This is a genomic window from Nocardioides sp. (assembly GCF_030149505.1).
Lineage (GTDB): Bacteria > Actinomycetota > Actinomycetes > Propionibacteriales > Nocardioidaceae > Nocardioides.
In genome coordinates this window covers 92,548-106,549 of the sequence record NZ_JASBRN010000072.1, presented here as the reverse complement: position 1 = coordinate 106,549, position 14,002 = coordinate 92,548, and the positions used below count along the sequence as shown (strand labels likewise).

The following is a 14,002-nucleotide window of genomic DNA, read 5'->3' as shown; positions in this document are numbered from 1 at the left end:
CGGCGCTGGCGCTCGCCTGCTCGACCAACCAGCGCGGCTCGGTCTCGCCGACGTCCCCCCGCGCGACCACCAGGTCGGCGTCGGCCCGGTGACCGATAGCCTGCGGGGCGTGACCTCCTCTGGTTTTGAGCCCGGAACGCCCCCCGCCGACGCCGACGACCACGTCCTCGCCACCTGGCTGGCCGAGGTGGCCGGCCGCCGCCTCCTCGAGGTGCGGGCCGAGGGTCTGGAGGGCAAGGAGCTCAAGGACGCCGGCGACGCTGCCGCGCACGAGCTGCTGATGCGCCTGGTCGCCGAGCACCGTCCCGAGGACGCGGTGCTCTCGGAGGAGGGCAAGGACGACAAGGCCCGGCTCTCGGCCGAGCGTGTCTGGATCATCGACCCGCTCGACGGCACCCGCGAGTTCTCCGAGCCCCCGCGCGACGACTGGGCCGTGCACGTGGCGCTGTGGCAGTCGACGGGGCAGGGCGGCACCCTCGTCGCCGGCGCCGTGGCGCAGCCCGTCCTGGGCGAGACCTTCAACACCGGAAACCCGCCGGTGGTGCCGCCGAGCACCTCGGAGCGGCCGCGCATCGCGGTCTCCCGCAGCCGGCCGCCGGCCTTCGTGCAGGCGCTGGCCGAGGAGATGGGCGCCGAGCTGGTCCCGATGGGGTCGGCCGGGGTGAAGATGATGTCGGTGGTGCGCGACGTCGCGGACGCCTACGTCCACGCGGGCGGGCAGTACGAGTGGGACTCGGCCGCGCCGGTCGCCGTCGCCAGGGCCGCCGGGCTCTTCACCTCGCGGGTCAACGGCGACGAGCTGGTCTACAACCAGGACGACGTCTACCTCCCCGACCTGATCGTGTGCCGCCCGGAGCTCTCCGAGCGGATCCTCGCCTTCATCGCCGAGCACGGCACCGACTGAGCCGGACCGACCGACGGTGCCGGTCCGCCACGTCCTGCTCGACGCCGACGGGGTGCTGCAGCGCAGCGCCCCCGACCCGATCGGCCTGCTGGTCGAGTGGGCCGGTGACCGGGCCGAGGAGCTCGGCCGCGCCCTGTGGACCGCCGAGCGCGGCCCGCTGAGGGGCGAGGGCGACTTCCTGCACGTCGTGGAGGCCGTCGTGCCGTCGTACGCCGACGTGGACCCGCACGAGGTCTACCGCCGGCTCTGGCACGACATCACCCCGTCCCCGGAGAGCCTCGCCCTGGTCCGGCGGCTCCGCGCGGCCGGTCTCGGCGTCCACCTGGGCACCAACCAGCACCGGCAGCGTGGTGAGCACATGGCGACCGAGCTGGGCTACGACGCGCTCTTCGACGTCTCCTGCTACTCCTGGGAGATGGGCACCAAGAAGCCCGAGCCGACCTACTTCGAAATCGCCGTCGAGCGGATCGGTGCCCCGGCGGCGGAGGTGCTCTTCGTCGACGACATGGAGACCAACGTCGAGGCCGCCCGGGCGGTCGGCCTGCGTGCCGAGCACTGGCACCTCGACCAGGGGCACGCGGCGCTCGAGCGACTGCTCGCAGCCCACGGGGTGCTGACCGGGCCGCCCACCGCCTGATCGAACGGTTTGGACGGCGTTCACCTGCCGTCAACCCCGTCCGGGCTACTCCGGTCCCGAGGACCTGGCCCTTTCGGACTACGTCTCGCAGCCGCGCCTAGCCCGTTCGGGAAAGGCTGGCCGAGCGTTCCCCGACAGTTCACCAGGGACACCCCGGACGGCCCGGGTTCCACCCTCAGGATGCTCTCGCTGCGGCGCCCGCCGGAAGCACGACCACATTCGGGGGGAGGCCCTGTGACCACGCTGCCGTCCTACGACGAGGCGACCGGGTTCGATGTCGTGCCGCGTCGTGTCTCCCGCAAGGCCAGAGGCGTCGACGCGGTCTTCGAGCACTCGGCCCGCGCGATCGGTGCCTCGGTCCTGGTCATCACCGGCGGGGTCGGCCTGTTCCTCGGCTGGCAGGCGTACCCCACGCTGAGCCGCTACGGGCTGGACTTCTTCACCGAGAGTCGCTGGCTGCCCGAGGAGGACGTCGTCGGCATCGCGGCGGTCCTCACGGGCACGGTGTCGATCGCGCTCGTGGCGATGGCCTTCGCCTTCCCGTTGGCGCTGCTGACCGCGCTCTACATCAGTGAGTACGCCCCCGAACGGATCAAGTCCACGCTCGTCGCGATGGTCGACCTGATGGCCGCCGTCCCCTCGATCGTCTACGGCCTGTGGGGCTACCTGCTGATCATGCCGCGGGCCGGGGAGCTCGCGCAGTGGCTGCACGCCAACCTGGGCTGGATCCCGTTCTTCGACATCCGCGGCACCGACCCGGACGCGGCCGTCCCCGACGCCAGCCGCTACCTCTACAGCTCCTTCGCCGCTGGGATCGCCGTGGCGATGATGGTGCTCCCGATGGCGTGCGCCGTCATGCGGCAGGTCTTCTCGCAGACCCCGCAGGGGGAGAAGGAGGCGGCCCTCGCGCTGGGGGCCACCCGCTGGGGGATGATCCGGTCCGTCGTGCTGCCCTTCGGTCGCGGCGGCATCATCGGCGGGACGATGCTCGGTCTCGGTCGCGCGCTCGGCGAGACCATCGCGGTCGTCCTCATCATCAGCCCGACCTTCGACGTGAAGTGGAACCTCACGGAGATCGGCAGCAACTCCGTCAGCGCCCACATCGCCCTGCAGTTCGGCGAGGCGAGCCCGGCGCAGCTCTCGGCCCTCCTGGCGGCCGGCTTCGTGCTCTTCCTCATCACGCTGCTGGTCAACACCCTGGCCGCCGTGGTGGTCAACCGCAGCCGCTCCGGAGCGGGAACGGACGCCTGATGACGATCCAGCAGACCCGCCCCACCGCGACCGGCGTCGGCCTCCCGGCCGGCACCACCCACCTGCCCCGGGTCGACGACGACGCCCCGCCGGCGGTACCGCGCACCTCGATCGGTCGGCCGAGCGCCGACGAGCAGCTCGTCCAGTGGGGGCCGTGGCTGTCGGCGGGGGCGCTGGCCTGGCTCCTGACGCAACAGCTGCTGCCCCTGCCGGGACTGCCGTGGTTCGTGGTCGCGTGGTTTGCCCTCGGTCTGCTCGTGACGGCCGTGCTGGCGGGCATGCAGGGCGGCTCGATCGCAGTGAAGGACCGGTTGGCCGCCTCGATCATCACGGGCGGTGCCGTCACCGTCGGCGTCGCCCTGGTGTCGACCGTCGGCTTCGTCTTCTGGGAGGGCTGGGAGCCGCTCCTCCACCTGAACTTCTTCACCGACGACATGGCCGGCGTCGGCCCGCGGGACCCGTTCACCCGCGGCGGCATCGCCCACGCGGTGCTCGGGTCGCTCATCCAGCTCGGCATCGGCCTCGCGATCACCCTGCCCCTGGGCATCGGCACGGCCGTCTTCATGACCGAGGTCGGTGGTCGCTTCGCCAGGCTCGTCCGCACGATCGTCGAGGCGATGACCGCCCTGCCCTCGATCGTGGCCGGTCTCTTCGTCTACACCGTCTTCATCCTGACGCTGGGGCAGCCCCGCTCCGGACTGGCCGCCGGCCTGGCGATCGCCGTGATGATGCTCCCGATCATCGCCCGCGCCGCGGACGTGGTGCTGCGCGTCGTCCCCGGCGGACTGCGCGAGGCGAGCCTGGCGCTCGGGGCCTCCCGCTGGAAGACGGTGTGGCACGTCGTCCTGCCGACGGCTCGACCCGGCCTGGCCACTGCCGTCATCCTGGGCTCGGCGCGGGGGGTCGGGGAGACCAGCCCGGTGCTGCTGACCTCGGGCGCCGCGATGTTCTTCGTGGTCGGCCCGACCGACGGGGCGATGAACTCGCTCCCACTGTTCATCTACTCCAACGTCCGCAGCGGCGAGGACACCGCGATCCTGCGCGCCTTCGGGGCGGCGAGCGTCCTGCTCGTGCTCGTGCTCCTGCTCTTCGTCATCGCCCGCCTGCTGGCGCGTCCGCCGCGGGCCAGCAAGCGGCGCCGCTTCTCCCTCACGCCCCGTGGCGGCTGGTCCCAGCGCGGCCTGGACCTGGCCCGGGCCAACCCCGGTTCGGTCGCCGGTGCGGTGAGCCCCGCCCCGGCACCCGCGCCCCCGCCGCCCGACCCCGCCTTCCCGACCAGTCCGGACGACCAGTCCCGCCCGCCCCAGGAGCCCCGGTGAACCGCCCCCTCTCCGTCCTCGCCCGCTGCGCCACCGCGCTCGTGCTCGCCGTCGCCGGCGTCGCGGGGCTGCCGTCGGCAGCCCAGGCCGCGACGTACGCCCAGATCGAGGGGACCGGCTCGACCTGGTCGGAGATCATCGTCCAGCAGTGGATCGCCGACGTGGACGCCTCGGGCATGAAGGTCGTCTACACCGGCGGCGGTTCGACCAAGGGCCGCAAGGACTTCTCCCAGGACACCAACGACTTCGCCATCTCCGAGATCCCTTACCAGGGCACCGACGAGCAGGGGAACGCCGACACCTCCAACGGCCGTGACTTCGCCTACCTCCCGATCGTGGCCGGCGGCACCGCCTTCACCTACCAGCTGAAGATCGGCAACGAGCTGGTCCGCAACCTGCGGCTCTCGGGGGAGACGATCGCGAAGATCTTCACCAACCAGATCACCAACTGGAACGACCCGGCGATCACGAAAGACAACAACGGCCGCGCCTTCCCGAGCGTCCCGATCACCCCGGTCGTGCGGGCCGACGGATCGGGCACCACCGCGCAGTTCACCAGCTGGCTGGACAAGGAGCACCCCAGCATCTGGCGGCCCTACTTCGGCAAGTCCGGGCTCACGTCGTACTACCCGAAGAAGCCGGGGTCGCGCACGGTCAGCCAGGCCGGGTCGGACCAGGTGATGAACGCGATCGCCTCTAGCACCGGGAACGGGTTCATCGGCTACGTCGAGTACTCCTACCCCGTCGACAAGAACTTCCCGGTCGTCAAGGTGCTGAACCAGGGCGGCTACTACGTGGAGCCGACCCAGTTCAACGTGGCCGTCGCGCTGACGAAGGCGCGGATCAACACCTCGAACCCCAACGACCCGAGGACCTACCTCACGCAGATCCTCGACGACGTCTACCGCAACCCGGACCCGCGGGCCTACCCGATCTCGTCGTACTCCTACATGATCATCCCGACCGCGGCCGACGACCCGCGGATGACGACGGCGAAGCGTCAGACGCTGGCCGACTTCATGTACTACTCGCTGTGCGCCGGGCAGACGAAGGCGGGGCCCTACGGGTACTCGCCGCTCCCGCTCAACCTGGTGCAGGCCGGCTTCGAGCAGATCGCCAAGCTCGGCAAGGCCGACAAGAACGTGGACCTCAGCAACCGCGACGTCCGCTCCTGCAACAACCCCACCTTCGACGGCAAGAACCTCAGCAGCAACAAGCTGGCCCAGATCGCCCCGCAGCCGGCCTCGTGCGACAAGGTCGGGGCCGGTCCGTGCGGCACCGCGACCGGCACCGGCGAGCCCTCGACCGACGGGGGCGGGGCCGGCGGTGGGACCGAGGGCGCCGCGGGAGCGGGCGGCGCCGGCGGCGAGACGGGTGTCGACGTCGGTGGCGCAGGCGGCGGGGGAGGCGCGGGCGGAGCCCCGACCTCGATCGACCCCGTGACCGGCGAGGTCATCGGCGGGGCGACGGGCGGCGTGGCCGAGGCCGGTGCGGTGTACGCCGACCCCAGCACGATCCTGGTCTCGGACCGGGCCGGGGACACCCGTGCCTTCGCCTGGCTCTCCGGCCTGCTGCTGGTGGTCCTCGTCGTCCTGCCCGGCCTCTACGTCGCCGCGCTGCGGCGTCGCCCGACGGGAGCCCGCTCGTGAGGCGCGCGGTCGCGACCGTCGTCGCAGCGGTCCTGGGTGCCGGCACCCTCGGCGCCGGGACCCTGGCCCTGGTCCCGACGCCGGCCACCGGCGTCGAGGAGCCTGCGGCGCGTGCGAAGCCGGCCTACTCCGAGACCAAGACGGTGCAGCGCGTGTTCGAACGGGCCGACGGCAGCCGCCAGGAGTTCCCGGCGTACGACGTCACCGTCACCGCCGACCAGACCACGGAGCTCCGTGGCCGCCAGCGCATCCGGATCGCGTGGAGCGGCGCCCAGCCCAGCGGCGGTCGCGCCAGCAACCCGTACGGCGAGAGCGGCCTGGCCCAGGAGTACCCGGTCGTCATCATGCAGTGCCGCGGGGTCGACGACCCCGGTCCTGGCGAGGAGCAGCTGCGGCCGGAGACGTGCTGGACCGCCTCGGTGGCTCAGCGTTCGCAGATCACGCGGGGCAACGCCGAGTCGACCTGGCGTCGCGACCTCGACGCCGAGGAGGCGGACAAGGTCCGGGTCTCCGGTCTCGACCCGCTGCCGTCCGCGCAGGTGTGCCCCACGGTCGACCTCGGTGACTTCAGCACCCGGCTGACCCCCTTCGAGGCAGCCTCCGGCCGGGTCTTCCCCGCCTGCCAGTCCGACCAGATGCCCCCCGAGGCCGCCGTCGGCGCAGCGTTCCCGCCGGCCGAGCTCGCGGCGTTCACCGACCTCGAGGGCAACGGCGAGGTGCAGTTCGAGGTGCGCTCGGACGTCGAGAACGAGTCCCTGGGCTGCAACAACGAGGTCGCGTGCTCGATCGTGGTGATCCCGATCGTCGGGCTCTCCTGCGATGCGCCGTCGACCCCGCCGTCCACCGGCGACCAGGCCTGCCGGCGCACCGGCCGCTTCACCCCCGGCAGCGGCAACTTCGCCGCCAACGGCGTGGACCAGGCGGTCTCGCCGGGTCTGTGGTGGTCGGCCTCGAACTGGAAGCACCGCTTCTCCATCCCGATCAGCTTCGGCCTGCCGCCGGACACCTGCGACGTGCTCGACCCGCGGGCGCCGACCGGCTTCTACGGCACCGAGCTGCTGGCGCAGGCCGCGCTGCAGTGGGCGCCGGCGTACTGCCTGCGCAAGGACCGGTTCAAGTTCCAGCACAACCAGATGTCCGACGAGGCCGGCTTCGCCCTCATGGAGAACGGCGGCGGCCCCGCTGCCCTGGTGAGCTCGGGCCACGAGCAGACCGGGTCCGACCCGGTCGGCTACGCACCGACCGCGGTCACCGGCTTCGCCGTGGCGTACGTCGTCGACAAGCCGGACAACGCCGGAGAGGTCACCACGCTGCGCCTCACTCCGCGGCTGGTCGCCAAGCTGCTGACCCAGTCCTACCTCGGCTCCGACCTCGGCCGCGGTCACCCCGGCATCGAGCAGAACCCGCTGTCCATCATCCAGGACCCCGAGTTCGTCGAGCTGAACCCTGGGCTCCCGCAGATCAACCAGGAGGCGGGAGCGACCCTGCTCTCGCTCTCCAACGAGTCCGACGTCGTCCAGCAGCTCACCGAATGGGTCGTGGCCGACAAGGACGCCCGTGACTTCATCGCCGGGAAGGAGGACCCGTGGGGCATGGTCGTCAACCCGAACTACCGCGACCTGGCGCTCCCGGCGTCCTCGATCCCGCTGCTCGACGACTACGTGCCCGAGACCGGCAACACCTGCCGTCAGCAGAACCCGGCGGTCTACTTCAACCAGCTTGCCGCCCCGGTCACCACGCTGCGCCGGATCAGCGAGGCCATCCTCGACGCCCACCCCAACGTCCAGACGCGGTGCGAGTTCGAACCGGACACCGGCCTGTTCCGCCTCGGGCGGATCCCGCGCCAGTCGTTCGGTGCCCGCTTCATGCTGGGTGTGGTCAGCCTCGGTGACGCCGCGCGGTTCGGTCTGCGCACCGCGGCACTCCAGGCCGAGCCGGGCAGCTTCGTCACGCCCGACGCGGACTCGCTGGCCGCCGCCGTCGCGCTGATGGAGCCGCAGGGTCCCACGCAGCCCTTCGTCCTGGACCAGCAGGACGTGCGCCGCAGCGGCAAGGCCTACCCCGGCACGATGGTCGTCTACACCGCGGCGCGCATGAAGAACCTGCCGAAGGCCGATGCGGCGACGGTCGCGCAGTTCATCCGGATCGCCACCACCGAGGGGCAGCGCCAGGGGCCCGGGAACGGCCAGCTCCCGGGGGGCTTCCTTCCTCTGCGCAGCGCGGGTCCGACCGCGCCGCTCCTCGCGGCCGCGCGGCAGACCGCCGACGCCGTCGCGACCCAGACGCCCCCCGCCAGCAGCACCCCGCCCGAGGAGACCGAGGGACCCGACACCACAGGCGGGGGTACGCCGGGGGGCGCGGGCGGCCCGCTGGACCTGCCCGACGTGCCGGTCGCGGAGGTCCCGGACGCCGCCGAGGAGCCGGCCGCCGGGCCCGCACTGGACCCGGTCGAGGCGAGCACCGAGCCCGTGGCGATGCCGGCGACCACGCCGATCTCCTCGCGGGTCGCCGGGATGCTGCTGCCGCTGCTCTTCCTAGGCGGACTGCTCGGGGCCCTCGTCGTCGCAGCCGGCCGCTTCTTCGTCCGACCTCCCCGGGCGGGCCTGGGCCGATGACGATGACAGAGCCGGCCAGCCCCCCGTCCGGGCCGGTCGCACCCGACGTCGCCGGAGCCGGTGCCGCACCTGTCGGCCCGCCCCGGTCGCCCCGCGCCCGTCGCCTGGCGAAGCCGACGCGCCGCTCGTCGCTACGGCGGGGCCGTACTGGTCCGCGGCCGGCGCGGCCGCTGCCCACCGGGGCGCAGGCCGCCACGCAGTCGGCCGCCTTCATGCTGGCCGTGGTCTGCCTGTGGGTGTTCGTCCAGCTCCTGCTGCTCGGCGACCTCAAGCACGAGCGTTCCCAGGACCTGCTCTACGACCGGTTCCGCACCGAGGTAGCCGCTGCGACGGCGCCCGTGGGCCCGGTGGTCCCCGTCGGCGCCCCGGTCGCGCTGCTGCGCATCCCTGCCATCGACCTGGAGCAGGTGGTCGTCGAGGGCACGGCGTCCGGCGACCTGCGGGCCGGCCCTGGTCACCAGCGCAACACCGTGCTCCCGGGCCAGGACGGCACCTCCGTCGTGATGGGCCGCGCCGCGACGTACGGCGGCCCCTTCGCCCGGATCACCGAGCTGCGGCCCGGAGACGTCATCGAGGTCGTCGTCGCCCAGGGAACCCGCGAGTTCCGGGTCCTGGGGGTCCGCCGGACCGGCGACCCGCTGCCCCAGCCGCGCGCGACCGGGGTGGCCCGGCTCGTGCTGGCCAGCGCCGAGGGTCAGGGGCGTCTGGCCGGGCTGACGCCGGGGGAGGCGGTCTACGTCGACGCCGAGGCCGAGGACGCCTTCCCCGCACCCGCGGGCCGACCTGCCGCCGTGCCGGCCGCCGAGCAGCTGCTCGCCGGGGAGACCGCGGTGCTGCCGCTGCTGGCCACCTGCCTGGCCGCCCTCGTGCTCGCCACCTTGACCATCATCTCCGCGCGCCAGCGCTGGTCGACGGTCCAGGTGTGGCTGCTGGCCAGCCCGGTGGTCGCGGCCCTGGCCTGGGCCACGACGGAGGTCCTGGTCCGACTGCTGCCGAACGTGATGTGACGCCTTCGTGAACCGTCGCGCAACCCCGTCCGAAGTCGCTGCCGTGACCGGCTCGCGCCCCCCACGATCACCACGCCGCCGCAGGTCTCGGGGCTTGCGGAGCAGCTCCACCCGGCTCCACCCAGGAAGCACCCCCACCAGAGAGAGCGAATCCATGAAGTCGAGCAAGACCCTCAGCGGACTCGTCACCGCGGCCCTCGCCGCGTCGGCGATCGCCCTCAGCGCCCCGACCGCGTCGGCCGCGCTGCCCTTCGACCCCACCTTCACCCCCGCCTCCGCGGACCTGGTGGGCGTCGGCTCGGACACCACCGAGATCTCGATGCACTACCTCGCCGAGGGCTTCGAGGGCACGGCCGGTTACAACGAGGGCCGCAGCACCGGCCGGATCGCCTCCTTCCAGGCGGGCGGCGGCGGCGAGATCACGATCCCGGGTGGCACCACCATCACCCGCCCCAACGGCTCGGGCGCCGGCAAGGGTCGCCTGTACGGCGCCAACAACCTCCCCGAGATCGACTTCGCCCGATCCTCCTCCGGACTCAACGACGCCGAGCGCGCCGCGGGCCTGCAGAACTTCCCCTTCGCCGTCGACGGCCTCAAGCTCGCGGTGTCGAACACCGTGGCGACCAACGCGCCGGCGAGCATCTCCGCCGCCGACATGGTCAAGATCTACGACGGCAGCATCACCAACTGGAGCGAGCTGGGCGGCCAGCCCGGTGTCATCAAGCCGCTCATCCCGCAGGCCGGCTCGGGCACCCGCTCGTTCTTCGTCGCGCAGCTGCAGGCCGCCAACGGCGGTGTGGCCGTGCCGCTGGCCGCGTCGGTCCAGGAGGTCCAGGAGCACGACCCGGCTCCGGTCCAGTCCGACCCCAACGCCGTCGCGCCGTTCTCCACCGGTCGCGCCGGTGCCGCCGGTCCGGTCATCAAGCTCACCGACGGTTTCTCCGCGAACCGTGCGCTCTACAACGTGGTGCGCGGCGCCGACGTCGGCCGTGCCGACCTGCTGGCGGCGTTCGGCCCCGACGGCTTCCTCTGCTCCGACGCTGCCGCGCCGCTGATCGAGGCTGCCGGATTCTTCCAGCTCGCCCGCGAGGCCAACGGCGGTGCGTGCGGCGTGCCCACCCAGTCCTCGACCAGCAACTTCACCGTCAACGAGGTCGCCGAGACCACCACCGACCTCACCGCCACCAACCCCTCGCCGGGTCGGGTCGTGCTCGTGGCCACCGTCGCCTCCGCGGCGGGTACGCCGACCGGCACCGTGACCTTCACCGAGGGCAGCACCGTGGTCGCCGCCGACGTCCCGATCGTCCAGGGTCGTGCCACCGCCACGCTCAACGGCGTCGCGGCCGGCTCGCGGACCTACACCGCCACGCTGAACCCCGGCGACGGCTTCCTCGGCTCCACCGACGACGTCACCGTCACGGTCTCCGACCGCGCTGACATCGCCGCGCAGGCCAAGCCGGTCGCGAAGGGCAAGACCGCCAAGATCCAGGTGACCATCGCCGGCGCGACCGGCACGGTCACGCTGCTCAAGGGCGCCAAGGAGATCGACTCCGCGACCCTGTCCGGCGGGAAGGCCACGCTGCTGGCGAAGAAGGTCAAGAAGAACACCCGCTACACCGTCGCCTTCGGCGACCAGACCGTCACCGTCCTGGTGAAGGTCAAGAAGTAGTCCCGGCTCCTCCAGTGCGGGCGACCTCCCTCCGCGAGGGCGGTCGCCCGCACACCCGGTTGCACCAGATCGCCCACGAAAGAGACCCCAGATGAGCAGCACCGACGCGACCACCGTCCTCCCCGCCGTTCCCGGCGGCTCCGTGCCCGGGGCTCCCGGCCAGGACGCCCCCGCAGGAGCGGAGCGGCTCGCGGAGCTGGACGCCCGCGACATCACGGCGTGGTTCGGGGAGCGCAAGGTCCTCGACCGGGTCTCGCTCACCATGTCCGCCGGTGCGATCACGGCGCTCATCGGCCCCTCGGGATGCGGCAAGTCGACCTTCCTGCGCATCCTCAACCGCATGCACGAGCTGGTCCCCTCGGCCCAGCTCGCCGGCGAGGTGTGGCTCGACGGGGAGGACATCTACGACCCGGCCAAGAAGCTCATCGACGCCCGCCGGGCCATCGGCATGGTCTTCCAGAAGCCCAACCCCTTCCCGGCGATGTCGATCCGGGAGAACGTCCTGGCCGGCCTGAAGCTCACCGGCACCAAGGCGTCCCGCTCGGAGAAGGACGACCTCGTGGAGTCCTGCTTGACCAAGGGCGGACTGTGGAACGAGGTCAAGGACCGCCTCGACGCACCGGGCGGCGGGCTCTCCGGTGGCCAGCAGCAGCGCTTGTGCATCGCCCGCTCGCTGGCGGTCAAGCCGCGGGTGCTGCTGATGGACGAGCCCTGCTCGGCCCTGGACCCGACCTCGACCCGGGTGATCGAGGAGACGATGCTCGAGCTGGCCCGCGAGGTCACCATCGTCATCGTCACCCACAACATGCAGCAGGCCGCGCGGGTCTCCTCGCAGTGCGCCTTCTTCCTGGCCGCACACGGCACCCCGGGGGTCATCGTCGAGCACGGCGACACCCGCGCCATGTTCGAGAACCCGCAGGACTCCCGGACCGCGGACTACGTCCACGGCCGTTTCGGCTGAGCCGAGACGGATTTCCGGACCTCCGGTGACCTGCCGCACACTCTTCTCGTGATCTCCGGCCCGCGCTCGATCGCGCTCTTCGCGACGCTGCTGGTCGTGGTGACCGCGGCCGCGTTCGCGCTCTCGCGGCTCTACGCCACGCCGCGCGCTCTGGACCTCACGCCGCCCGTGGCCTATCTCTCCGCCCCCGTGCCGGTGACGGCCGACGCTCCGGCCGCGGCGCCAGCGGGCGGGCAGCTGGTCGACCAGCGGTGGCTCGAGCAGACCTCGCGCCGCACCGGCATCCCGCTCCCCGCGCTCCGGGCGTACGCCGATGCGCAGCTCTCCGGGGTCGGTGGCTGCGAGCTCGGCTGGACCACGCTGGCCGGCATCGGCTGGGTCGAGTCGCACCACGGCACCATCGACGACCGGGTCCTGACCCTCGACGGGCGCTCGGACCCGCCGATCATCGGGGTCCCGCTCAACGGTCGCGGCCCGGTCGCGGCGATCCGCTCCACCCCCGCCTCTGCGGCCTGGCACGGTGACGAGGTGTGGGAGCGCGCGGTCGGGCCGATGCAGTTCCTCCGCTCCTCGTGGGAGCCGTGGGCGGCCGACGGCGACGACGACGGCGTCACCGACCCCCACGACCTCGACGACGCCGCCGCCACCGCGGCGCGCTACCTGTGCGCCTCGGGCCGCGACCTCACCGACGGTGCGGCCTGGACCGACGCCGTGCTGAGCTACAACCGCAGCCGGGAGTACGTCGACGCCGTGCACGCCGCGGCCACGACCTACGCCGAGCGCGCCGGGCAGTAGCCGCCCCGCAGTCGCGCAGTAGCCTCTCGGTCGTGCTGCTCACGCTCGACTCCGCCACCCCGCTCGTCACGGTCGCCCTCCACGACGGCACGGACGTCGTGGCTGAGCTGGTCGCCGACCGACCGATGAAGCACGGCGAGCAGCTGGCCCCGCTCATCGAGGCCGCCATGCACCGGGTCGGCATCGTCCGCCAGGACCTCACCGCCATCGGGGTCGGCGTCGGCCCCGGGCCCTTCACCGGCCTGCGGGTCGGGCTGGTCACCGCGCGCACCCTCGGCTTCGTCCTCGAGGTGCCCGTCTACGGCGTGTGCTCGCTCGACGTGCTCGCGGTCGAGGCCGCCGACACCGGCGCGCTGCCCGCCGGCACCGAGGAGTTCCTCGTGGCCACGGACGCCCGGCGCAAGGAGGTCTACCTCGCGTCGTACGACGGGGACGGGGTGCGGCTGACCGACCCGGTCGTCGTGAAGCCGGCCGCCGCTGCCTCCGCGCTGCCGGTCGTGGGGGAGGGGGCGCTGCTCTACCCCGAGCACTTCCCGACCTCCGTCGGCCCGGTGCGGCCGAGCGCCGGCTGGCTGGCGCGGGTCGTCGCCGACGAGCGCGCCGAGCTGCTCGACCCCGAGCCGATGTACCTCCGGCGCCCCGACGCCGTCGCCCCCGGCGAGCGCAAGCAGGTCTCGTGACGACCCGCCCGGTGCAGGTCCGGGCAGCCGTCGAGGCCGACCTCGACGCGGTCGTCGCGTCCGAGCAGGCCAACCTCGGCGCCGACGCCTGGTCGCCCGGGCTGCTGGCCGAGGGCGTGGCCGGCCGGGTGCCGCACACGTCGTACCTCGTCGCGGAGGTGGGTGGCGCAACAGGTGGTCAGGTCGTCGGGCACGCGGTCGTCTCCGTGGTCGTCGACGTCGCCGAGCTGCAGCGGATCGCCGTCGACGTCGACCACCGCCGCGGTGGCGTGGCCTCCGCGCTCCTCGACGCCTGCGTCGTCGCCGCCCGTGCCGGTGGCGCCGACCGGCTGCTGCTCGAGGTCCGTGAGGACAACGCCGGCGCCCTCGGCTTCTACGCCGCCCGCGGCTTCACCGAGGTCGACCGGCGCCCGCGCTACTACCGCGACGGCGCCACCGCCGTCGTGATGCGCCTGGGCGTCGGCCCGCGCTGCGGCGGCTGACCCGGCCCCGGCGGCGGGGTCCGCACCGGCCGT

At 72.9% G+C, this 14,002-nt stretch carries 12 protein-coding genes; all 12 read left to right on the top strand.

Translation table 11 applies throughout. The annotated features are described in order from the left end of the window. Nucleotides 1-109 precede the first annotated feature (109 nt). Entirely contained in the window at nt 110-904 is a 795-nt protein-coding gene (locus tag Q1V71_RS16190; protein ID WP_300645107.1) for a 3'(2'),5'-bisphosphate nucleotidase CysQ, read from the top strand. A gap of 16 nt (nt 905-920) precedes the next feature. Beyond that, on the top strand, nt 921-1,541 hold the full coding sequence (locus Q1V71_RS16185) for an HAD family hydrolase (protein WP_300645106.1): 621 nt from the start codon (nt 921-923) through the stop codon (nt 1,539-1,541). Nucleotides 1,542-1,775: 234 nt separating this feature from the next. Beyond that, the gene (pstC, locus tag Q1V71_RS16180) at nt 1,776-2,792 is read left to right on the top strand and encodes a phosphate ABC transporter permease subunit PstC (protein WP_300645104.1); all 1,017 of its coding nucleotides are present in this window, start codon (nt 1,776-1,778) and stop codon (nt 2,790-2,792) included. Next, nucleotides 2,792-4,111 carry a phosphate ABC transporter permease PstA gene (gene pstA, locus Q1V71_RS16175; RefSeq protein ID WP_300645102.1) on the top strand — a complete coding sequence of 440 codons (1,320 nt, stop codon included), beginning with the start codon at nt 2,792-2,794 and terminating at the stop codon, nt 4,109-4,111. Before pstC ends, pstA begins: the two co-directional genes overlap by 1 nt. After that, nucleotides 4,108-5,760 (top strand): substrate-binding domain-containing protein, encoded by a 1,653-nt coding sequence (locus Q1V71_RS16170; RefSeq protein ID WP_300645101.1) that lies wholly within the window; start codon nt 4,108-4,110, stop codon nt 5,758-5,760. Before pstA ends, Q1V71_RS16170 begins: the two co-directional genes overlap by 4 nt. Continuing rightward, a complete protein-coding gene (locus Q1V71_RS16165) occupies nt 5,757-8,375 on the top strand; it encodes a hypothetical protein (RefSeq protein WP_300645100.1) in 2,619 nt (872 codons plus the stop codon). Before Q1V71_RS16170 ends, Q1V71_RS16165 begins: the two co-directional genes overlap by 4 nt. A gap of 212 nt (nt 8,376-8,587) precedes the next feature. Next, a complete protein-coding gene (locus Q1V71_RS16160) occupies nt 8,588-9,382 on the top strand; it encodes a sortase (protein ID WP_300645099.1) in 795 nt (264 codons plus the stop codon). Nucleotides 9,383-9,536: 154 nt separating this feature from the next. Next, nucleotides 9,537-11,051 carry a substrate-binding domain-containing protein gene (locus tag Q1V71_RS16155; protein ID WP_300645098.1) on the top strand — a complete coding sequence of 505 codons (1,515 nt, stop codon included), beginning with the start codon at nt 9,537-9,539 and terminating at the stop codon, nt 11,049-11,051. Between the two features lie 91 nt (nt 11,052-11,142). After that, the gene (locus tag Q1V71_RS16150; RefSeq protein WP_300645097.1) at nt 11,143-12,012 is read left to right on the top strand and encodes a phosphate ABC transporter ATP-binding protein; all 870 of its coding nucleotides are present in this window, start codon (nt 11,143-11,145) and stop codon (nt 12,010-12,012) included. A gap of 48 nt (nt 12,013-12,060) precedes the next feature. Continuing rightward, nucleotides 12,061-12,807: a lytic murein transglycosylase gene (locus Q1V71_RS16145; protein ID WP_300645096.1), complete on the top strand. Its 747-nt coding sequence runs from the start codon at nt 12,061-12,063 to the stop codon at nt 12,805-12,807. 32 nt (nt 12,808-12,839) lie between these two features. Further along, entirely contained in the window at nt 12,840-13,487 is a 648-nt protein-coding gene (tsaB, locus tag Q1V71_RS16140) for a tRNA (adenosine(37)-N6)-threonylcarbamoyltransferase complex dimerization subunit type 1 TsaB (protein WP_300645095.1), read from the top strand. Further along, entirely contained in the window at nt 13,484-13,969 is a 486-nt protein-coding gene (locus tag Q1V71_RS16135) for an N-acetyltransferase (protein WP_300645094.1), read from the top strand. Before tsaB ends, Q1V71_RS16135 begins: the two co-directional genes overlap by 4 nt. The last annotated feature ends 33 nt before the right edge of the window (nt 13,970-14,002 follow it).